This is a genomic window from Bradyrhizobium cedriense, assembly GCF_054602315.1.
Map to the genome: position 1 here is coordinate 26,268 of NZ_JBTSWB010000006.1, position 22,053 is coordinate 48,320.

Consider the following 22,053-nt stretch of genomic DNA (forward strand, 5'->3'; position numbering starts at 1 on the left):
TCAGTCCAGAGCCAGCACGGGCTTGATCAGTTCGCCCTTGGCGAAGCGGGCGAAATTCTCAGGGAGAGCCGACAGGCCGAACTCGCCGTCCACCAGCACGCGGTACTTATCCTTGTACTTGCGCAGCAGCTCGACGTTCGGCTCGAAATCTGACACCGGGAAATAAAAGGTCCGGATCATGTAAAAGTCCTTGCGGCGGAAGACCTTGCCTTCCTCGATGGTCCAGGGCGCGGCGTTCTCGCCGACCAGCACCAGCGCGCCGCGCGGCAGGACCAGCTCGATGCCGAGGTTGCGCGCTGCGTGGGCACCCGAGCATTCCAAAATGAGAGCAAAGCGCTTGGAGGTCTCGCCGACGGGGTGCGCCCTCGCGCCGAAGAATTGCGCGACCTTCAAACGCGCCTCGTTGGGATCAGCCACATGGATGTCGTTATAGCCGAGCGCGCGGAGCGCCAGCACGACGCCGAGGCCGACAGGTCCCGCCCCCATGACAAGGATCGGGCCAGCCTCACTCGGCGGCACCACGCGGCTGACGAAGCGCACGGCATGGCCTGATGTGCCGATGGTGTCGAGCAGCAGCGGCGCGAGGTTATCCTCGATATCATCAGGGACCGGCAGCAGGCAGTTTTCCGGCACCGGCACGTATTCGGCATAGCCGCCCGGCCTGTTCCAGCCAATCAGGCTGGAGACCTCCAGGCACATCTGGGTGTCGCCGCGCTGACACGCGGCGCAGCGGTCGCAGTGCAAGGGGATATAGACGGCGCAGCGCCGGCCATGCAGGCGATGACCGGGCTGCTCGACCACGCCGAAGATCTCGTGGCCCGCGGTGAACTCGGCACCCTTGTGCCAGAGCTTGAAGTCCGAACCACACAGCGCGGTGCGCGAGACGCGCACCAGCACCTCGCCCTTGCCGACGTCGGGCATCGACACGCGTTCGATGGTGATGTGATCGTTGCCGTGGAAGACCGCGGCCTGCATGATCGAATTCGGGCGGGGTGAAACATTCATCAGATACCTAGCCTTTCACCGCGCCGAGCGTCAGGCCGGACACCAGCCAGCGCTGAACCAGGGCGGCCAGCACCAGTGGTGGCAATGCGATCAGCGTTGCCGCCGCCATGAGGGCGCCCCATTGCGTCGAGCCTTCGCCGATGAAGTTGAAGGCCGCCGCGATCAGCGTCTTGGTGTCGCCATTGGAAAGCACCAGCGCAAACAGGAAGTAGTTCCAAGAGAACACGAAGGCGAGGATCGCCGAGACCGCGACGCCCGACGCCACCAGCGGCAGCGCGATGCGCCAGAGGATGCGCGTGACGCTGCATCCGTCCACCTGCGCCGCTTCAAAGACGCTGCGCGGGATGCCGTCGAAGGATGGCAGCAGGACCCAGATCACGATCGGCAGCGTGATCACGGCGTGGCTGAGAATCAATGCGGTGTAGGAACCGATCATGCCGACCTGCCGGAACATGACGTACCATGGCAGCAGGAACAGCGTGCCCGGCGCCATGCGTGCCGCCAGCGTCAGGATCGCGGGCCAGGAAATCCGCGTCCAGGAGACGGCGAACGCGGAGGGAATGCCGAACAGCAGTCCGAGCGCGGTCGAGCCCACGGTGACGATGAGGCTGTTGAGCGCATAGCTCAAGAACGGCGTGGTTCTCGTCAGCTCGACATAGTTCTCCAATGTCGGCGCGAAGACCAGCGTCGGCGGATAGGCGGTGACCTCGAAGGACGGCTTGAACGAGGATAGCACCATCCAGACCGTCGGCGCCATGATGAGCACGCCGGCCAGCACGAGTTGCACCAGGTTGAGCCGGCGGATCCAGCGGTCGGTGTTGGCGGCATCGGTCATGACATCACCACGCCACTGCGCCGCGCAGGCGGTTGAAGGCGAGCACGGCGCCGAACACGATCGCCGTCAACGTCAGCATCAGGGCACTGGCATAGCCGATGTTGAAGAACTCGAAGCCGACCCGGAAGCCGTAGATGTTGAGCGTGTTCGAGGCGTTGCCCGGCCCGCCCTGGGTGGTGATGTAGATGATGTCGAAGAAGCGCAAGAGATCGACGCTGCGCAGGATCGCCGCGGTAACGATGGTCGGCAGCAGCAGCGGCAACGTGATGCGGTGGAAGGTCTTGAACGGGGATGCGCCGTCGATCTGCGCGGCCTCGTAGACGCTCTGCGGCAGCGACTGCAGGCCGCCCAGCACGATCAGGGCGACGTAGGGCGTCCACTGCCAGCTGTCGATCAGGGCCACAGTCGGAATCACCCATGTCGGCGACGCCAGCCAATCCGACGGCGGCAGGCCGAAGGATTGCAGGATGTAGTTGGCCGCCCCCAGTGAGGGATCGAGGATCACCAGCCACATCATGCCCGCGACCACCGGCGGCATCATGAAGGGCGAGATGAACAGCGAGCGCACGATGCCCGGCAGGCGCTTGGCATGGAACAGCACCAGCGCCAGCCAGACGCCGAACACGAGCTGCAGCACCAGCGATAGCACGAACAGAGCGATGGTGATCCACAGCCCGTGCCAGAATTCGACATCGGAGATCAGCTTCGAATAATTGGCGAGGCCTGCAAAGGATTGCTTGCCGGTCGAGGAGAACGTCTGGAAGCCGAGCCAAATCGTATAGACGACCGGAAACGCGATCATTGCGACCGTAAAGATCACGGCCGGCGCGGAAAGCGCCGCCATCTCCAGCTTCTGCCGGTCCTGCGTGAGTGTCGCAGCCGTGTCAGACATCCGCCCGTTTCCTTGAGAATGAGGTGCCGGCAGGCAGCGAGCCTGCCGGCATGAAACCGTTACTTCCGGGCGATCAGCGCATCGAGCGCCTTGTCGGCATCGGCGCAGGCCTGCTCGACCGGCTTCTGCTTCAGGATCAGATCCTGCACCGCCTGGCCGATGAATTCGCGCGATTCCGGGTTGGCAACGATGGGATAGCCGACCTCGGAGGAGCCCTTGGTGGCAAGCACGTCGAGCGCGGCCTGCCATTCCTTGCGGACCGGCTCCTCGTCGATCCATTTGCGATATTCAGCGTCCTTGGCAACCGACGGACGCGGCGGCGCAATACCCTGTAGCGCCATCTTCTTCTGCACCTCGGGGCTGGTTGCCCATTGCACGAAGTACCAGGCCGCCTCGGGCTGTTTGCTGTGCGAGGACACCGCCATGCCCCAGCCGATCGTGGTCGGCACCTGACCGGCCTCGCCCGCCGGGAACGGCAGCAGGCCGGTGTCCTTCAGGCGCGCGCCGCCTTCCATCACCGTGCGCAGTTCGTTCGAGGATTCGAACGCCATCGCCGCGCGGCCGCTGCGGTAGAGCGCGGAAATCTGCTGGAAGCTGTAATTGACGACGCCCGGCGGACCGAAATCACGCAGCAGCCGGCTATAGGTGTCGAGCGCTTCCTTGCCCTTGGCCGAGCAGAGGTTCGACTTGCCGTTCGCGATGTAGGTGCCGCCGATATTGTGCAGCATGTTGCTGAAGGTGTAGGCGACCGCGGGCTTGAGGCCACGCGAGACGAACGGCGTCACTGCGCTGTCGCAGGTCTTGATCTTCTCGGCGGCTGCCTCGACGTCCTTGATGGTCTTCGGCGCCTCGAGGCCGCACTTCTTGAAGATGTCGGTGCGGTAATAGAAGATCGGACCTTCGATGTTCATCGGCATGCTGGTGAGCTTGCCGTTGAAGGTCGCGGCCTTGAGCAAAGCCTGGCTCAGCCCGTTCGGGTCATATTCCTTGGCCACCTCGTTCTTGGCCATCGCGGTGAGATCGCCATACCAGCCGGCGGCGGCGAACTGCTCGCCCTCGCGCGAGGGCAGCGTCATGAACACGTCGATCTCGTCGCTATTCGCGTTCATGACGGTGACCAGACGCTGGCGCATCTGCTGTTCCTGATAACCATCGACCTTCAGGGTCATGCCGGTCAGCTTCTCGAAATCGGCCTTGTAGGTCAGCAGCGCCTGCGCGACCGGATTGTTGTTGGCGAGAAAGGTGACGGTCTTGCCCTTGAATCTCATCCAGTCGAAATCGGCCGCATGTGCTGGCGCGCTGGCGGCGGCAATCGCGAAAATGGGCAACGCGACATGGGTCGCGAGGATCCTGGCCTTCATCGAACTCTCCTCCCGGCTGGCCGCCTTCAACTGGCGGACCATTTTGAGTACGTTTGATCACTATCTGAAAACGGTTACAAAATAGACCTCGCATCCGCCGTGTCAAGCGATGGACAAGCCGCACAATCTGCAGCATATTTGAGAAATTCCCGCCAACGCTCGGGTTGCGCCGCATAATGTAACGTTACATGAGACTGACCAACGCCAAGTCTGCGAAACAGGGTATACGCGCCGTGGCGGCGCGCGCCGGCGTCTCGACGGCATCGGTGTCGCGCGCGCTCAACAATCCCGATGCGGTGAGCCCGTCCTTGCGCGCGCGCATCGAAAAGGCCATTGACGCGCTCGGTTACATCCCGCATGCGCCGGCGCGGATCCTGTCGTCGCGGCGTTCGCGCACACTGGGCGCGATCGTGCCGACGATCGACAACACGATGTTCGCGCGCGGCATCGCCTCGCTGCAGCAATATCTCTCCTCGGTCGGATACATGCTGTTTCTCACCACGAGCGGCTACGACCTCGACGTCGAATTGCAGCAGGCGCGCAATCTGATCAGCCGCGGCGTCGACGGCCTGGTGCTGCGCGGCGACTGCCATCACGACGGCTTGCGGAAACTGCTCGCGGACAATGCGGTGCCGTTCATCAATGTCGGCATCTACCAGCCTGACAGGCCCTACCCCTGCGTCGGCACCGACAACGAAGCCGCCGCCCATCGCGCGGCCACGCATGTCATCGAGCTCGGCCACCGCCGCGTCGGGATCGTCTCGGCACTTCAGCGCAACAACGACCGCGCCAGCGCCCGCGTCGCCGGCTTTCGGCGCGCGCTCGCCGAGAGCGGCATCGAGCTTCCCGCGCCATGGCATGTCGAGGTACCCTATACGCTGGATGACGCTCGCGAGGCGGCGCGCTATCTCCTCAATCTCAAGGACCGCCCCACGGCGGTTGTGTGCGGCAACGACGTCATCGCCTATGGTGTACTGCTCGAGGCTGAGCGCGACGGATTTTCCGTGCCACGCGATCTCTCGGTGGTCGGCTTCGACGACCTCGACTGGAGCCGCCATTTGCGGCCGAGCTTGACCACGATCCACGTTCCGACCGGTGAGACCTGGCAGCGCGCCGGAGAATATCTGGTGCGGCGCCTCGCCGGCGAGCAGACCATCATGCATCGCGAGATCGACTTCTCGCTGGTGGTTCGTGAATCGACCGCCCCGCCTCCGAAATTCCTGAAGTGAGATCCTCCGATGAGTTCGAATTTTTCTCTTGTACCCGGCTTTCATGCCGTCGTGATCGGCGGCGCCGGCGATATTGGCGCGGCAATCAGTAACCAGTTTTGTAATCTCGGCGCGACCGTGACTGCAACTGGCGCGAACGACGCTGATCTTGCGCGCACGCTGCTCAAGCCGCGCGAGGGCCTGGCGCTCGCGACGCTGGACGTCACCGATGACGCGGCTGTCACGTCGTTCGTCCGGCAACACCAGCGCGTCGACGCGCTGGTCAATTGCGCCGGTATTCTCGCGCGCGACAAGGAGTTCGAGATCGAGACCTTCATGAAAGTGCTGGACGTCAACCTCACCGGCACGTTCCGAACCTGCATGGCGTTCTACCCGCTGCTGGCGGAGACGAAAGGGTCGATCGTCAACATCGCCTCGATGAATGCCACGCTGGCGCTGCCACGGATTCCCGCCTATTGCGCCAGCAAGGGCGGGGTGGTGATGCTGACCAAGGCACTGGCCTTGAAATGGGCCGAGAACGGCATCCGCGTCAATGCCGTTGCGCCCGGTTATGTCGAAACCGCGATCAACGCTGCCGGCCGGACCGACCTTGCGCACTATCAGCGCATCGTCGACCGCACCGCGTTCAAGCGCTGGGGACAGCCGGAGGATATCGCCGGCGCGGTTGCGTTTCTCTGCATGCCGGCGTCGCAATATGCGACCGGCACTGTGGTTGCTGTCGATGGCGGCTTTCTCGCAGGCTGACGTCGCGCGAGCATCCGCGGCCGTAAGTCGGCTCACGTCAGGCGACGCATCGTCACCTTCGAACCATCTCTCGTCGGGAACGCGCGCCCCGAGTTCCAGGCCTGCGCGATGACGTGTCCCAATGGCACGACGCGCGGCGACTTTGCCGCGATTGACTTATTATAACATTTCAGCAAATGTCCTAACTAACCGGAGCGCAAAATCCGGATTTTCGGGAGGACAGCATGACGTCATTCAAGCCGACACGACGAACGCTACTCAAAACCGGAACCGCGGCCGCGGCTCTGGCGACGTTTGGGCCTGGCATCCTGCGGCACGCATCCGCGCAGGATTCCGACCTCGCGCCCTATAAATCCGCGCACATCGACTGGCAGCAGGTCGCCGGCGAGACCATCACCGTCGCGGTGATCCCGGCGAGCTATTTCGAAAACCTGATCGCGCTGGCGCCGCAGTTCAAGGCACTCACCGGCATCGACGTCCGCTTCGAGAAGATTCCGCCGGCGCAGATCCGGCAGAAGAGCGTCATCGACCTGACCTCGAAGACCGGCACCTACGCGACCCACGCCGCGGATCCCATGTATTACGCGCTCTACGCCGCGAACAAATGGGTCGAGCCGCTCGACACCTACCTTAACGACAAGGCGCTGACCGATCAGGCCTGGTTCAAGCTCGACGACATCATTCCGGCCTGGCGCAGCGCCAACGGCATCGACGGCAAGCTTTATGGCATGCCCTACGATGGCGAAGTCACCATTCAGGTCTATCGCAAGGACCTCTATGACGCGAAGGGCCTGAAGCCGGCCGACACGCTCGAAGCCTATATGTCGAACGCCGCGGCGTTGAACACGCCGAACGACCGCGTCTGGGGCGCAGCGCTGCGCGGCGTCGCCGGTGCCGGCCAGAACATGTACATCTATCCGTCGATCTTCCGCGAGTTCGGCGGCGACTGGATGAAGGGCGGCAAGCTCACCGTCAACGGCCCCGAGGCCGAGGCGGCGCTCGCCTGGTACGTCGAGATCATGAAGAAGTACGCGCCGACGGCGGCTGCGAACTGGAACTGGCCGGATATCGCCGATGCCTTCTCGCAAGGCACCGTCGCCAGCTACATCGACGCGCATTCCTCGGCCTCGGTCATCAACAATCCAGAGAAGTCCAAGGTGATCGGCAAGGTTGCCTATGCACGTTGGCCGAAGGGCCCGTCGGGCAAGCGCACCACCTCGATCTGGAATTGGGGTTTCCCGATCAATTCCGCGCTGCCGGAGAAGAAGCGCAAGGCGACATGGCTGTTCATCCAGTGGGCCGCAAGCGCCGAGACCCAGGCGCGCACCGCGCACAAGTTCGCCGGTCCGACCAAACGCTCGGGCGTCAACCGCACCTCGGTCTGGAAGGATCCCGACTACATCAGACTGATGAACGGTTTTGGCGAGAATTTCGTCGAGGCCACGATGGGCGCTCTGCAGGAGGACACTGACGTCGACTGGCGTCCGCGCGTGCCGCAATGGCCGGCAGTCGGTGACACCATGGCGACCGCGATCCAGTCGGCCCTCTCCGGCCAGGCCACGGTCAAGGCGGCCCTCGACGATGCGCAGCGCCGCATCGAGCCGATGATGCGCGGCTGAGCCATGGCGACGACAGCGGTGACATCGGCCGGGATCGCGAGCGAGGCTCCTCGCAGCGATTTCGGCCGCGTCCTGGCGCAGCGCGAGCGCCGGTTCGCAGCAGCCCTGCTCGCACCGGCGTTTCTCGCCCTGCTCGCCACGACGACGTTTCCGCTGCTCTTCCTGGTCTATACCAGCGCGTTCCGGATGGATCTGGCGATGCCGTTCACCAACGGCTTCGTCGGCTTCGAGAACTATCAGGCGCTGCTCTCCGACGAGCGCTTCTGGACCTCGCTGCTGGTGAGCCTCGTCTACACCGGCTCGACCGTCGCGCTTCAGGTCGTCATTGGCCTCGCGCTTGCCTTGCTAGTCATGGACATGAAGCGCGGACAGGGCTGGTTCCGCGTCATCGCCATCCTGCCGGTGGTGCTGTCGCCGGCCGTGGTCGGTATGATCTGGCGCACCTTCATGCTGGCGCCGGAATTCGGCATCGTGGACTTCCTCGCGATCAATGCGGGGCTGGGCAGCAAGAACTGGCTCGGCGATCCCACGCTCGCGATGGTCTCGGTGATCGCGATCCACACCTGGCAGTGGACGCCGTTCGCGTTCATGGTGCTGCTGGCATCGCTGGCGTCGCTGCCCGAGGATATCTACGAGGCCGCGCGGCTCGACCGTGCCTCCGCCTGGCAACGCTTTCGCCGCATCACCTTGCCGCTGCTGCGCCCCGCAATCGTGATGGTCATCATCATGAGGACCATGGTGGCACTGACCGCATTCGCGGCGATCTTCACCGTCACGGCCGGCGGGCCCGGCACCGCGACCGAGATCCTCAATCTCTATGCCTACCGGAAATCCTTCACCGAATTGTCGATCGGCTACGGCTCGGCGCTCGCGGTCGCCCTCCTAATCGTGACCATCATCATTTCCGGCATCCTGTTCGCGATGCGGAGGGCGAAATGACCGCAAAGCGCCTTCGCATCTTCGCCCTGCTGGCGATCTCCATGGTGTTCCTGCTGGCCTGGGCGTTCCCGATCATCTGGAGCGTTTTGAACTCGCTCAAGACCGATTCCGACGTGCTGGCCTATCCGCCCAAGCTGGTGTTCGCGCCGACCCTGGAAGCCTATCGCGACGTGCTGTTCGGCTCCGGATCGATCCTGCCGAACCTTCTTTCCAGCGCCATCATTTCCGTCGGCACCACCATCGTCACGATGCTGATGGCGGTGCCCGCGGCCTACGCGCTGGCGCGCCTGCGCTTTCGCGGCAAGAAGTTCGCGGGCTTCTACGTTCTTGCAACGCAGATGTTGCCGCCGGTCGGCATCATCATCCCTTACTTCCTGGTGCTGCGGAACATCGGCTGGATCGACACCTATCAGGGCATCATCCTGATCTATCTGTCGTTCTCCCTTCCCTTCGCGATCTGGCTGCTGGTCTCCTATTTCGAGGACATTCCCTTCGAGATGGAAGAAGCCGCCTATCTCGACGGCGCCAGCCGGCTCAAAACCCTTTGGCGCATCATCATTCCGCAGGTTCGCGGCGGCATTGCCGTGACCGTGGTGTTCGTTTTCCTCAACGCGTGGAACGAATTCCTGTTCGCGGTCGTGCTCAGCGGCAACACAGTGCGTCCGGTCACGGTCGCCATGTTCAATTTCGTCTCCGTCGAGCAGACGCTGTGGGCCAAGCTCGCTGCGGTCTCGGTTCTCGCCATGCTCCCTGTCGTCGTCCTCGGCGTGGTCGCGCAGAAGCATATCGTAAAGGGCCTGACGGTCGGCGCAGTCAAAGGCGGAGGGCGCCGATGAGCGGCCAGGGTCAGGTCAGTTTTCGCAACATCGTCAAGATGCACGGGGAGTTCGCCGCGCTCAAGGGCGTCAATTTCGACATCAAGCCGGGCGAGTTCTTTGCCCTGCTCGGGCCCTCGGGTTCGGGCAAGAGCACGACGCTACGCATTCTCGCCGGTTTGGATGCGCCGACCGCCGGCCGCGTGCTGATCGACGACAAGGATGTCACTTCAACCGACGCACGCGACCGCGACATCGCCATGGTGTTCCAGAGCTACGCGCTCTATCCGCACATGACGGTGGCCGAGAACATCGCCTTCCCCTTGGAAATGGCGAAGCTGCCGAAGGCCGAGATCGCGCCTGCGGTAAAGGACGCCGCGCGCAAGGTGAAGATCGACCATTTGCTCGACCGCAAGCCCGGCCAGCTCTCGGGCGGTCAGCAGCAGCGTTGCGCGCTGGCCCGCGCCATCGTGCGCAAGGCGCGTCTGTTCCTGCTCGACGAGCCCCTGTCCAACCTCGACGCCAAGCTGCGGCTGGAAACCCGCGCCGAGTTGAAGAAGCTGCAGCGATCGCTTGGCGTGACGGCGGTTTATGTCACGCACGATCAGGAAGAGGCGATGACGCTCGCCGACCGGATGGCCGTGTTCATGTCAGGCGAGATCCAGCAGGTCGGCACGCCCGCGGAGGTGTTCGCGTGCCCGAACTCGATCGACATTGCCGGTTTCATCGGCAATCCCCCGATGAACCTCATCCCCGCCCGCTACGTGGACGGCGACGTCATTGTCGCAGGCCATCGTCTCAAGACGACGACCACGACCGCAGGCGAGCGCGATGTGGTGGTCGGACTTCGCCCCGGCGCCCTGCGCATGATGGAGGGCGGCCTCGGCGCACGCGTCGATTTGATCGAGGACCTCGGCGATACCGCCGTGCTCGACCTCGACTGCGCCGGCACCATGATCCGCATGCGCGTCTCCGATGGCAACATTCCCGGCGAAGGTGACATGATCTCGATCACCGCCCGCCCGCAGGATATTCACCTGTTCGACCCAACGACACGGATACGGCTCTGACACCATGGCTGTTCAAACGCGCAAGAAGAAGCCCGCACCGCTGGGCAGTGATGTGGCCGGGGAAAGCTCGACGCCCCTGCACATCCAGATCCGGGAATCCATCCGCAACCAGGTGCGTGACGGCAAGCTGATCGACGAGACCGGCCGCCTCATGACCGAAGCCGAACTCGGCCGTCATTTCGGCGTCAGCCGGATCACCATCCGCAACGCCATCGCGCCCCTCGTGAACGAAGGCATGTTCGACCGCTCGCGCGGCCGCGGCACCTTCCTGCGCTCGAACCAGCCCGAGAACTGGGTCGGCCATCTCATGGGGTTCTCGGAAACCATCCGCGACGCCGGCTACCAGGCCGGCGCGAAAATCCTGCAGCAGGGCATGACCAACCGGCACGACGCCGCCGTCCGCGAGCAGCTTCACGAACGTGCCGTCTGGCAGCTTCGACGCCTCCGGCTCGCGGACGACACGCCGATCGCGATCGAGCACGCCTTCTATCCGCCGGACATCGGTCTCGAACTGGAGAAGCGCGATCTGGTCTCGATCATCATGTATCGCGTCTTCGAAGACGAGCTTGGCCTCGCCATCAAGAACGCGCAGCAGACCATCAGCGCCGATCTCGCTGATGCCGGCAGCGGCAAGCTGCTCGGCGTGAAAGTCGGTTCGCCCCTGCTCGCCATCGAACGCGTCACCTTCGGCAAGGACGGACGGGCGCTCGAGCTGCTGCGCGCCGTTTACTTACCGAAATATTTCCGCCTCAGCATCAGCCTGACGCGCCGCCACTAACAACGCCACACGTCAATAACGAGGACACCAGCATGCCGAATGGCGCAAAGACTTCCGACAGCCCCAACATCCTGATCATCCTCAACGACGACATGGGCTTTTCGGACATCGGCTGCTACGGCGGCGAGATCCAGACGCCGAACCTGGATCGCCTCGCGGCCAACGGGCTGCGCTATTCGCAGTTCTACAACACCGCACGCTGCAGCCCCTCGCGCGCCTCGCTGCTGACCGGCCTGCATCCGCACCAGACCGGCATCGGCATCCTCACCTACAGCAACGGCCCCGAGGGCTATGCCGGCAACCTGAACAAGAGCTGCGTGACGATCGCCGAGGCCCTGAAGAGCAAGAACTACACGTCTTACCTCAGCGGCAAATGGCACATCGCCAGCAGCCTCACGGAGCCGACCGACGCATGGCCGATGCAGCGTGGCTTCGACCATTTCTACGGCACCATCATCGGCGCCGGCAGCTTTTACCATCCCAACACGCTCACCCGTGGCAACGACAATATCGAGCACGAGGCGGAGAAGGATCCCTCGTTCTTTTACACCGACGCGATCAGCGACCATGCCGCGGCCTTCATCCGCCAGCACAAGGCGCAGAAGCCCGACGCCCCGTTCTTCCAGTATGTCGCCTACACGGCGCCGCACTGGCCGCTCCATGCCCATGACGAGGATATCGCGAAATACAAGGGCCGCTTCGACGCGGGCTGGGACCGGCTGCGCGAAGAGCGCCTCAAGCGCCTCGTCGATGACGGCATCATCCATCCGAACTGGCGCCTGACCGATCGCGATCCGACCCAGCCGCCGTGGAGCGACGCGGAGCAACGCGAATGGACGCTGCGCTGCATGGAGGTCTACGCGGCCCAGATCGATCGCATGGACCAGGGCATCGGCCGGATCCTGAAGGCGCTGGAAGAAACCGGCCAGATGGACAACACGCTGATCATCTTCCTGTCCGACAACGGCGCCTGTGCCGAGGACATTCCGGAGGGCGTCACCGCGAAGGAACTGGTGGACCAGCTCATGATCGCCAAGACCGTGACGCGCGACGGCCGGCCGGTGCGCTTCGGCAATGACCCGACGCTGATGCCCGGAGCCGAGGATACCTATCAAAGCTACGGCACCGCCTGGGCCAATCTCTCCAACACGCCGTTTCGGCTCTACAAGCACTGGATCCACGAGGGCGGCATCGCGACGCCGTTTATCGTGCACTGGCCGCGCGGCATCTCCGAAAAAGGCGGCCTGCGGCACAATCCAAGCCAGCTCACCGACGTGATGGCGACCATCCTCGACGTCACCGGCGCCACCTATCCCAAGGAGTATAACGGCAACGCGATCCTGCCCTGCGAAGGCGAGAGCCTCGTGCCATCATTCGCCTCAGCCTATGGCAACCGTGGCCCGCTGTTCTGGGAGCACGAGGGTAACGCGGCCGTGCGCGTCGGCAAGTGGAAGCTGGTCCGAAAGTATCCCGGCCCCTGGGAGCTCTACGATATGGAGATGGATCGTACCGAGATGAACGATCTGGCCGCGCAACATCCAGATCGCGTCCGCGAGATGACGGCTCAATATCAGCAATGGGCGAACCGTTGCGGCGTGATCCCGCGCGAGAAGATTCTCGAGCTGATGGAGGCCGAAGGCGGCACCGCCTTCTGGGAGGAAGAGAAGCAGAAATAGGGCATGACGGAGGATCGCTCACATTGTTGCACCCCGCGCTCCGCCGGCAATGAACCGGCGGCCGGCATTGACGCGCAAGCAGCGGTCCTTCCCAGTCCAACCCCGATCCCGCGCCGCTGGAGCTCACTGATCGGCGGAACCTTCCGCATGGGATCTGCCGACGGGGGCTTTGTCGAGGACGGCGAAGGTCCGGTGCGGCTCGTCACGCTGTCGCCGTTTGCCATTGCCTGCCACACCGTGAGCAATCTGCAATTCGGCGATTTCGTCCGAGCAACGGGCTACACGACGGATGCCGAACGCTACGGCTGGAGTTTTGTCTTCGACGGGCTCCTGCCCGAAGCGACGCGCACCGCGCACACGATGCGCGTTCAGGAAACGCCATGGTGGATCCCGGTGACGCGCGCTTATTGGGCGCAGCCGGAAGGACCGACCAGCAGCATCCTCGACCGGCTCGATCATCCCGTCGTCCACGTCTCGTGGAACGACGCACAGGCTTACTGCGAATGGTCCGGCACGCGCCTTCCGACCGAAGCCGAATGGGAGATGGCCGCGCGCGGCGGGTTGGACCAGGCCACCTATCCCTGGGGCAACGAGCTGCAGCCCGACGGCGAGCACCGCTGCAACATCTGGCAGGGCAACTTTCCCGACCGCACTACCGTGGATGACGGCTATTTCGGTACGGCGCCCGTTCACGCTTTCGCGCCCAACGGATATGGCCTGCACAATGTCGCCGGAAATGTCTGGGAATGGTGCGAGGACTACTTTTCACCGAGCTATCACCGCCTCACGCCATCACGAGACCCCTTGAACCGCGAGCCAGCTCCCAACCGATCGATGCGCGGCGGATCCTTCCTCTGCCACGAATCCTATTGCAATCGCTACCGCGTCGCGGCGCGAAGCTCCAATACGCCCGACTCCTCGTCGAGCAATATCGGCTTCCGCGTGGTGCGCACCGAGCCGCTGCGGGATACTGCATAGGATGGAGCCGGCACCACATCCAGCGAAGCCGGCGGCCGCTCCCGGCATCCGGCTGCTGCCGCTGTTCCTGCGCAATTTCGTGCGCAATCGCGAGACCGGCCTCGTGCTGGTCGCCATCGTCGTCGGATTGCTCAGCGGCTTGCTCGTGGCCGCGATCTCGAGCCTCAGCCAGGTCTCTCACGCACTGCTGTTCGACATTCCTTTCGACGCACACCTCAGCGCCACCGGCGTGATCTCCTGGCAGCGCACGCTGTTCATCCCGATGCTCGGCGGCCTCGTGCTTGCGCTGATCGGACTGTACTTCGCCCGGCGCGTCAAGGGACAGCAGCTCGCCGACGCGATCGAGGCCAATGCGCTCTATGGCGGCCGGGTCTCCTTTCGCGGCAGCTTGCTGATCTCGATCCAGACACTGCTGTCCAACGGATTCGGTGGATCCGTCGGACTGGAGGCCGGCTACACCCAGATCTGCTCGATGTTCGGCTCGCATGTCGGCCAGCGCCTGGCCGCCCGACGGAACGACATGCGGCTCCTGGTGGCTTGCGGCGCCGCGGGTGCGATCAGCGCAGCGTTTTCTGCACCGCTCGCCGGCGCCTTCTATGCCTTCGAGGTCGTGCTCGGCGCCTATACGTCGGCCGGTCTCGTGCCGGTCATCGCCAGCGCCGTCACCGCGTGGCTCGTCGCAAGGCAATTGACGCACCAGTCCTTCCTGATGGTGCCCGGCTTTCCCTCACCGGTTTCCGTCGAGATGATCGGGCAGACGGTGCTGATCGGCATCATCTGCGCCTTTGTCAGCATCCTCGTCATGCTCGCCGTCGCATTCTCCGAGCGCTGCTTTCAGCGCATCACGGTGTTCAAGGGCTTCCTGCGTCCGATTCTCGGCGGCTTCCTGCTCGGCGGCCTTGCCCTGCTGACGCCAACCGTGCTCGGCGCCGGTCACGGCGCCATGCAGATCCTGCTGGTCAGCAATCCGACTTGGCTCCTGCTCACGACCACGATCGTGTTCAAGATCCTGGCGTCGGCAGTCTCGCTCGGTTCCGGCTTTCGCGGCGGCCTGTTTTTCGCCTCGCTCCTGCTCGGCGCGCTGATCGGGCAACTCTACAGCGTCGTGCTGACGGGTCCTCTTCCCACGCTAGCGCTTCAGCCCGGCACGGCAGCCATCGCGGCGCTCGCCGCGCTCGGAACCGGCGTACTCGGAGCGCCGTTCAGCATGGTCTGTCTCGCGCTCGAGATCACCGGTGATTTTTCCGTCACCGTCGGAGCGGTGGTCGCATCATCAGTCTGCGCACTGATCGTTCGAGAGCTGTTCGGCTACAGCTTCGCGACATGGCGCTTTCATCTGCGCGGCGAGGTGATCCGCGGCCCGCAGGACATCGGCTGGGTCCGGCAGATGAGCGCGGCATCCCTGATGCGCACCGATTTCGAGAATGCGCTGACGACGATGCCGATCGGCGAGGCGCAAAAGCTGTTCTCGCCGGCCCAGGTCCGCCAAATCGTGCTGCGCGATCCCAACGGCATCTATGCCGGCATCGTGCCCGCCGCCACGCTGCATTCCGTCGCCAATCAGGACGACGAGCTACTCGGGTCGCTGGCGCAGCAAAAGGATGAATGCCTGCTCCCGACCACCCCGGTTCGCGAGATCCTGAAGGCCTTTGAACGCAGCGAAGCCGATGTGCTCGCGGTTGTCGACCGCGCCGACCATCGCGCCACGATCGGCACCTTGAGTGAAGCCCATGTCCTGCGCACCTATGGGGAGGAACTCGAGCGTCGGAACCAGGAACTGTTCTCGCGTTGATGCTGCTAGGGCCGCAGATCCATATCAATCCTCACGAAATCGCCGCGATAGGTGACTTCGCCGAGATATATCACGGTCCGGTCCGCGGTCGTAAAGATGCGGCGGACTTCCGCCACCGGCGAATTCAGCGGCACGCGCAGCAGCCGCGCCGCCTCGATATCCGCGGCGCCGATCGTCAGGGTCTGGCGCGCGCTGGCGATGGCGGGATCCCTGAGATCGTTGAGGATCGGGATCACGGTCTCGTTGCGAAAGCGCTTCGGCGACCTGCGGAAGATCTTCTCGTCGAGATAGATGGAAATGACGCAGTATGGCTGTTTCTCCCGCGAATGCAGCCGACGCATGAAGACGTATTTTTCGGCGGGATTGCCGTCCCCGGGAAGCAGCGGTGCATCGCTGCGGCTTTCCGAAATATTGATGATCTCGGGCGAGGTGTCGCGGTACATGTCGGCGAGATCGGATAGGGTCGTCTCGACCTTGAGCCAGCGATCCTGCCGCACGGTCCCGGTGACGAAGGTGCCACGGCCCTGCTGCGCCCCGATCACGCCGTCGCGGGCGAGCAGCTCCACCGCCTGTCTGATCGTAACGCGCGACACACCGAACTCAGCCGCCAGCTCCTCGTTGGCCGGCAGGCGAAAACCCTGGGTCCAGACGCCGCGTGCGATCCGCTGCCGGAAGATGTCGGCAATCTGCGCGTATTTGGGGACGTGACTATCGGAACTCAATTCCATCTCGCCCTCCGGAATTCAAACCATGCGATCACGCCATGACGAGCGCGGCACCGCGTTCGCCGATCATTAGGCTGGTCGCATTCGTGTTGGCCGAGGTGATCTGCGGCATCACAGAGGCGTCGATCACACGCAGCCGCTCGACGCCGCGCACACGCAGCTGCGGATCGAGCACGGCTTGCGTGTCCCGCCCCATGCGACAGGTCCCGACACAGTGAAACACCGTGCCACCCGTGTTGCGCGCAAAGTCCCATAGCCCGGCATCATCCCTTGCTGCCTCGCCCGGCACCATCTCGACATCCCAGAGCGGACGAAACGCCTTCTGCAGATAGATCTCGCGCAGAATCTTCAAACCCGCAACAATGGTCTTGCGGTCAATCTCCTCGGCGAAATAGTTCGGTACGATACGCGGCTGCTCGAACGGATCGATCGAGCTGATCGCAAGCTGTCCGCGCGACCTTCCGTGGCACTGCCAGACCGAAGCGGTGAAGCCGGAATAGCTGTGCAGGGGCTCGCCAGGCTTGTCGACCGAGAGCGGCATCACGTTGAACTGCACGTCCGGCCGGCCGCCGACGGCGTATTCCGTGCAGGCTGCGCCGCCCACCTGCCCCGCGCCGACCGTCAACGGACCGCTGCCTGCCAGCATCCACTGCAAGCCCATCTTCGCAAGGGCGACGGGATTGCGAACCTGATCGTTGAGCGAAATTCGCTCCTTCAGGCGGACGATCAGTCGGGCCTGATAATGGTCCTGAAGATTGGCGCCGACTTCAGGAGAATCGGCAACGACGGGAATGCCGAGCTTGCGCAGCAGGTCGGCCGGACCGACGCCGGAAAGCTGAAGGATCTGCGGCGACTGCAGCGCGCCGCCGGACAAGATGACCTCGCGATCAGCCGTCGCCCTGTGGACCTGTCCCTTGCTGATCCACTCGACGCCGGTCGCGACGCGACCGTTGAAGACAACTCTGCTGACCTGCGCATGGGTGATGATCGTGAGGTTGGGACGGCCGGCGATGGGGCGCAGAAACGCCGAGGCCGAACTGGTCCGCCAGTGCCGCCCGATGCCCAGCTGGTAGGTGCCGACACCCAGCGTCGTTGTGCCATTGAAGTCGGAATTGCGCGGAAGGCCGAACTGCACACCCGCCTCGACCCAGGCCTTCGATGCCGGATTGTCGTTGCGCAGATCGGAGACCTCGAACTCCCCGAGCCCACCATGAAACTGGCTCTCGCCGCCGCGGTAGCGTTCGTAGTGCCGAAAATAGGGCAGGAGCTCGCGATAGCTCCAGCCATCGGCGCCAAGGCGCTCCCAATCGTCAAAGTCCTCATGCTGTCCCCGGATGAAGATCAAACCGTTGATCGAAGAGGAGCCGCCGAGCACGCGGCCACGCGGCCAGACGATGGCGCGACCGCCGCTCCCTTCCGAGGGCTCGGTCCTGAACAGGCGCGAGAATCGCTCGTTGTAGATGGTCCGGTAGTAGCCGACGGGAAGCTTCAGCCAGAAATTCCGATCCGATCCGCCGGCCTCGAGCAACAGCACGCGGCAGGACGGATCGGCCGACAACCGGTTGGCAACGACGCAGCCGGCCGAGCCCGCGCCGACGATGATGTAGTCGTAACCGCGTGCTGACATCAGATCGTCCGGTACTGTTCGATGGAGGCAAGGTCGGGCGTGATGCCGAGGCCCGCCTCGTCGCCGAGCTCGATCATGCCGTCGCGGACATCGAGCACCGGACCGCAGAAACGATCGCGCAGCGGGTTTTCATTGCAGTCGACTTCGAGCAGCCCGTCGCCGCCGACGCCGGCGAGAAGATGCGCGGATGCCAGAAGACCGATGCCGGCACCGAGATAGTGCGGGCAGAACATCTTTCCCGACGCCAGGATGTCGCGTGCAATGCCCGCGCACGCCGACAGCCCGCCCCATTTGGCAATGTCGGGCTGGACAACACCAAGAACCGGCTCGCGCAGCACCTCAGCGAATCCGGCGCGGCTTGCGATGTTCTCGCCGGCTGCGAGCGGAATGTCGATGGCCTCACGCAATTGCCTCCATTCCCCCCGCGGCCGGTCCGCGCGGATCGGCTCTTCGAGCCAGGCGAGATCGAAGCGCTCGATCTGCGGTGCAAGTTCCAACGCCTCCGCAATGGTCCACCCTTGATTGACGTCGGCAGCAAGCAGGCCTTCGCTCACAAGACGACGCAGCGCGGCGAGATTGGCGCGGTCGCCCACAGGATCGAAGCCGATCTTCAGCTTCAACGCGCGATATCCGCGGCCCAGCGCAGCTTCAGCGGTCCGCTCAGACCCGAGCGGATTGATGCCGCTAGCGTAGGCCTTGATCGTGCGCTTGGCCCCGCCGAGCAGCTTCCACAGCGCAACGTTCTGGCGACGCGCGTGGAGATCCCAGACGGCGAGATCGATCCCGGCGATCGCCTGCGCAAACGGGCCGGCTTCGCCCGATTGCAGCGCCAGCACCGAAGTTCCCTGCGTCAAATGCTCGAACGCAGCGGACGGCTCGGTCGCATGAAATCCAACCAGAGCCGGCGCGAGCACGTCGTTGACGAGCCGGACACGATGCTCGGCGCCAGGTGCCGGAAAATTGCACCACACCTCGCCCCAGCCCACATATCCATCGGTGTCCTCGACGCGTACGAACACCGCGGGCCGGTCCTTCATCCGTCCGAAAGACGTGATGACCGGCGTCGTCAGCGGATAGCGATAGCCAAAGGCCTGAACGCTTCGGATGGTGAAAGGCGACAGTGTCATGCGGAAAAGCCTGCGACGCCTACGACCAAAGGCGCCACTTGTATGGTCATCCTATTTATAATATGACCTCTGAAAACATCAACCGCAATCTGGGTGGACGCGTCGAATGAACGGAGCCGGCCTGAGACGCCTTGGTCTCGGATTGATACCATGGATCGGTGCAATCCTGCTCTGGTACGCCGTGCGCTGGAGCGGCTTCGTCAACGTATCGCTGATCCCGGCGCCACACCATGTCGCCGCCAAGTTCTTCGAGCTTCTCACCAGGGAAGGCCTGCTAATCGACATCTTCGCCTCGACCCGGCGCGTCTTTCTCGGCGTCGCGCTCGGCATCCTCGCGGCGGTACCGGTCGGATTTCTGCTGGGGTGGTATCGCCCCGCCCGCACCTTTGCCGACCCCATGATCAACTTCTTTCGTGCGCTGCCGCCGATTGCGCTGATTCCGCTGGTGATCGTCTATTTCGGCGTCGACGAGCTCGCAAAGCTCGTCATCCTGTTCTACGCCTCGTTCTTCTCCGGCGTGATCGTGATGTATGAGGGCGTATCGCAGATCACGCCGCTCTATATCCGCGTGGCGCAGACGCTCGGCGCCAACCAGGCCGAGATCTTCCGCAAGGTCATTATTCCCCTCACCGTCCCGCACATTCTCACGGCGCTACGCGTGGCGTTGGGCGTGGCCTGGGCGACGCTGGTCGCATCCGAACTGATTGCGGCGCAGCGCGGGCTCGGCGCCATGATTCAGAACGCCTCGACCTACTTCCTGCTCGACGTGATCTATGTCGGCATCATCTGCATCGGCCTGATCGCGCTGATCATGGATTTGATCCTGCGCAAGATCACGGCCCGGCTATTGGTCTGGCAGGATCGGGCCATCGCATGAGCAAGCGCGCACAGTTCGACAAGGTTTCGCTGTCCTTCGAAACGCCGAAGGGCCGCCTCAACGTCGTCGAGGACGTCAGCTACGACATCAACGACGGCGACTTCATTGCGGTGATCGGCCCGTCCGGCTGCGGCAAGACCACAATGATGAGCATGCTCGCCGGCTTCCAGAAGCCGACGACAGGCAAGGTTCTGTTCGATGGACGTCCCGTCGCCGGCCCCGGCCCCGAACGCGGCGTCATCTTCCAGGAGTATGGCGTATTCCCCTGGTTGACGGTGAAACAGAACATCGCCTTCGGCCTGACGCTCAACGCCAACTATGTCCCGACTGCCGAGAGCGACGCGATCTGCGATCACTATCTCGGCCTCATGGGCCTGTCCGACTTCGCCAATTCCTATCCGAAGCATCTGTCCGGCGGCATGCGGCAACGGCTCGCGATCGCACGAGCCTATGCGGTGAAGCCGCAATTCCTCCTGATGGACGAGCCGTTCGGCGCGCTCGACGCTCAGACCCGCTCCAACATGCAAAACCTGCTGCTCAAGGTGCTGGAGACCGAAGGCAAGACCGTCATGCTGATCACCCATTCCGTTGAGGAGGCGATCTACCTCGCCTCCCGCATCGTGGTGGTGACCGCGCGGCCGGCACGGATCAAAGAGATCATCGACGTGCCGTTCGCCTACCCGCGCGACGAGTCGATCCAGGAGCGTCCGGAATTCGCCGAACTGCGAAGCCATATCAGGCAGCTCGTGATGGACGAATATCGCGCCCAGCAGGCGCAGATGCGTCCGGTCTCATTCTCGGAATAACAAGCAAAACGGAGGACACATCATGGATCGGCGGCAATTTCTGACGACGACGGCAGGCCTTGCACTCGGCACCTTCACGGCCTCGGCACCGGCGATCGCGCAAGCGAAAACAAAAGTCCGTGTCGGCTATCTTCACACCGTCGCCGTCGACGGCCAGATCTGGACCGGCATGGATCGCGGTTCCTTCGAAAAGCAGGGCCTCGATCTCGAGCTGCGGCAGTTCAACACCGGCTTGGAGATCTTTCAAGCGCTGATCGGCGGCAGCCTTGATGTACTCGCAACCGGCGCGGTCCTCTCGAACTTCCCAGCCCGCGGCCAGGGCAAGGTGTTCCTCATCAACGACATCGAGGTGGCGACCGCTCAGCTCTGGGTGCGTGGCGATCAGGGCATCAAGTCATTCGCGGACCTCAAGGGCAAGCGCATCGCGACGGCTACGGGCACGACGGCGCACGTATTTCTCGACACGGCGCTTCGTGCCAACAAGGTCGATCCCAAGGAGGTAGAGCTCGTCAACCAAACCATGCCGGCTGCCGTCACCGCCTTCATTTCCGGCGCGGTGCCTGCCGTCGCACTCTGGGTTCCCTTCAATGTCACGGTACGCGATAAGGTACCGGGCGCCGTTAAGCTCGCAGACGCTTCTGCATTTTATCCCAAAGCCGCGATCATCGGCGGTTGGGCGGCGGCTAACTACTATTACGAGCCTAACAAGGAGACTCTGGCCAAACTGATCCGAGGCTGGGCCGATGCCAACGACTATATCGTCGCGAACAGCGCTGAAGCGATGGAGAAGCTGCAGAAGGGTCATTATAGCCAGACGCCCCTTGCGGACATCAACGAGTCGTTCAAGGCTCAGAAGATGTTCACGTCCAAAGACTGGAAGCGGATGTACTCGGACGGAACTGTCACCAACTGGCTACAGCAGTCGACGGAGTTCTTCATGGCCAACGCTGGCATCAAGGACTTCACGCCGGCAAGCAAATACTTTGACCCGAGCCTCTATCTAAGCACCATTGCGTAGTCGGTTCGGCGCGCCAGCACGGTACCGACAAGCACACCTCGGCGCGCGCCGCAGATGCGGCGTGCGCTCGGTTCCGGACTGATTAGATTTCGTATGAAAGCCTATCAGTTGAGCATTCGAAGATGGGGTGTCTGCTTTGT

General features: G+C 63.5%; 20 protein-coding genes. 13 read left to right on the forward strand and 7 right to left on the reverse strand.

Annotated features, from left to right (window positions below):
- From ACYCVF_RS25405 to ACYCVF_RS25420, 4 genes are read right to left on the reverse strand one after another with little or no spacing between them, the layout of a single operon-like run.
- Positions 1-1,005, reverse strand: coding sequence for a zinc-dependent alcohol dehydrogenase family protein (locus tag ACYCVF_RS25405; RefSeq protein ID WP_459604970.1), 1,005 nt, complete (start codon positions 1,003-1,005; stop codon positions 1-3).
- A gap of 7 nt (positions 1,006-1,012) precedes the next feature.
- The gene (locus tag ACYCVF_RS25410; RefSeq protein WP_459604969.1) at positions 1,013-1,840 is read right to left on the reverse strand and encodes a carbohydrate ABC transporter permease; all 828 of its coding nucleotides are present in this window, start codon (positions 1,838-1,840) and stop codon (positions 1,013-1,015) included.
- Between the two features lie 4 nt (positions 1,841-1,844).
- Positions 1,845-2,732, reverse strand: a complete 888-nt coding sequence (locus ACYCVF_RS25415) for a carbohydrate ABC transporter permease (RefSeq protein ID WP_459604968.1) — start codon at positions 2,730-2,732, stop codon at positions 1,845-1,847.
- A gap of 59 nt (positions 2,733-2,791) precedes the next feature.
- Entirely contained in the window at positions 2,792-4,093 is a 1,302-nt protein-coding gene (locus ACYCVF_RS25420) for an ABC transporter substrate-binding protein (protein ID WP_459604966.1), read from the reverse strand.
- Positions 4,094-4,281: 188 nt separating this feature from the next.
- Between ACYCVF_RS25420 and ACYCVF_RS25425 the strand changes: the two genes are divergently transcribed.
- The 10 genes from ACYCVF_RS25425 (at position 4,282) to ACYCVF_RS25470 (ending at position 15,733) form a co-directional block, all read left to right on the forward strand.
- Positions 4,282-5,322, forward strand: a complete 1,041-nt coding sequence (locus ACYCVF_RS25425) for a LacI family DNA-binding transcriptional regulator (protein WP_459604964.1) — start codon at positions 4,282-4,284, stop codon at positions 5,320-5,322.
- Between the two features lie 9 nt (positions 5,323-5,331).
- Entirely contained in the window at positions 5,332-6,066 is a 735-nt protein-coding gene (locus ACYCVF_RS25430; protein ID WP_459604963.1) for an SDR family NAD(P)-dependent oxidoreductase, read from the forward strand.
- Positions 6,067-6,290: 224 nt separating this feature from the next.
- Complete coding sequence (locus ACYCVF_RS25435) at positions 6,291-7,685, forward strand: ABC transporter substrate-binding protein (RefSeq protein WP_459604962.1); 1,395 nt, start codon at positions 6,291-6,293, stop codon at positions 7,683-7,685.
- A 3-nt stretch (positions 7,686-7,688) separates the two neighbouring features.
- Positions 7,689-8,624 (forward strand): carbohydrate ABC transporter permease, encoded by a 936-nt coding sequence (locus ACYCVF_RS25440; protein WP_459604961.1) that lies wholly within the window; start codon positions 7,689-7,691, stop codon positions 8,622-8,624.
- Entirely contained in the window at positions 8,621-9,460 is an 840-nt protein-coding gene (locus ACYCVF_RS25445) for a carbohydrate ABC transporter permease (protein WP_459604960.1), read from the forward strand. The genes ACYCVF_RS25440 and ACYCVF_RS25445 overlap by 4 nt, the downstream gene beginning before the upstream one ends.
- On the forward strand, positions 9,457-10,509 hold the full coding sequence (locus ACYCVF_RS25450; protein WP_459604959.1) for an ABC transporter ATP-binding protein: 1,053 nt from the start codon (positions 9,457-9,459) through the stop codon (positions 10,507-10,509). Before ACYCVF_RS25445 ends, ACYCVF_RS25450 begins: the two co-directional genes overlap by 4 nt.
- 4 nt (positions 10,510-10,513) lie before the next feature.
- Entirely contained in the window at positions 10,514-11,287 is a 774-nt protein-coding gene (locus tag ACYCVF_RS25455) for a GntR family transcriptional regulator (RefSeq protein ID WP_459604958.1), read from the forward strand.
- 32 nt (positions 11,288-11,319) lie between these two features.
- Positions 11,320-12,963: an arylsulfatase gene (locus tag ACYCVF_RS25460; RefSeq protein WP_459604957.1), complete on the forward strand. Its 1,644-nt coding sequence runs from the start codon at positions 11,320-11,322 to the stop codon at positions 12,961-12,963.
- Between the two features lie 3 nt (positions 12,964-12,966).
- Complete coding sequence (locus ACYCVF_RS25465; protein WP_459606671.1) at positions 12,967-13,941, forward strand: formylglycine-generating enzyme family protein; 975 nt, start codon at positions 12,967-12,969, stop codon at positions 13,939-13,941.
- Position 13,942: 1 nt separating this feature from the next.
- The gene (locus ACYCVF_RS25470) at positions 13,943-15,733 is read left to right on the forward strand and encodes a chloride channel protein (RefSeq protein WP_459604954.1); all 1,791 of its coding nucleotides are present in this window, start codon (positions 13,943-13,945) and stop codon (positions 15,731-15,733) included.
- 5 nt (positions 15,734-15,738) lie between these two features.
- Here the strand turns inward: ACYCVF_RS25470 and ACYCVF_RS25475 are convergent, their stop codons facing one another.
- From ACYCVF_RS25475 to ACYCVF_RS25485, 3 genes are read right to left on the reverse strand one after another with little or no spacing between them, the layout of a single operon-like run.
- On the reverse strand, positions 15,739-16,461 hold the full coding sequence (locus tag ACYCVF_RS25475; protein ID WP_459604953.1) for a GntR family transcriptional regulator: 723 nt from the start codon (positions 16,459-16,461) through the stop codon (positions 15,739-15,741).
- Positions 16,462-16,489: 28 nt separating this feature from the next.
- Positions 16,490-18,085 carry a GMC family oxidoreductase gene (locus ACYCVF_RS25480; protein ID WP_459604952.1) on the reverse strand — a complete coding sequence of 532 codons (1,596 nt, stop codon included), beginning with the start codon at positions 18,083-18,085 and terminating at the stop codon, positions 16,490-16,492.
- Positions 18,085-19,212: a mandelate racemase/muconate lactonizing enzyme family protein gene (locus tag ACYCVF_RS25485; protein ID WP_459604951.1), complete on the reverse strand. Its 1,128-nt coding sequence runs from the start codon at positions 19,210-19,212 to the stop codon at positions 18,085-18,087. The genes ACYCVF_RS25480 and ACYCVF_RS25485 overlap by 1 nt, the downstream gene beginning before the upstream one ends.
- Before the next feature lie 106 nt (positions 19,213-19,318).
- Between ACYCVF_RS25485 and ACYCVF_RS25490 the strand changes: the two genes are divergently transcribed.
- From ACYCVF_RS25490 to ACYCVF_RS25500, 3 genes are read left to right on the forward strand one after another with little or no spacing between them, the layout of a single operon-like run.
- Positions 19,319-20,089: an ABC transporter permease gene (locus ACYCVF_RS25490; RefSeq protein WP_459604950.1), complete on the forward strand. Its 771-nt coding sequence runs from the start codon at positions 19,319-19,321 to the stop codon at positions 20,087-20,089.
- The gene (locus ACYCVF_RS25495) at positions 20,086-20,895 is read left to right on the forward strand and encodes an ABC transporter ATP-binding protein (RefSeq protein WP_459604949.1); all 810 of its coding nucleotides are present in this window, start codon (positions 20,086-20,088) and stop codon (positions 20,893-20,895) included. The genes ACYCVF_RS25490 and ACYCVF_RS25495 overlap by 4 nt, the downstream gene beginning before the upstream one ends.
- A gap of 22 nt (positions 20,896-20,917) precedes the next feature.
- Complete coding sequence (locus ACYCVF_RS25500) at positions 20,918-21,913, forward strand: ABC transporter substrate-binding protein (protein ID WP_459604948.1); 996 nt, start codon at positions 20,918-20,920, stop codon at positions 21,911-21,913.
- Positions 21,914-22,053: the final 140 nt, after the last annotated feature.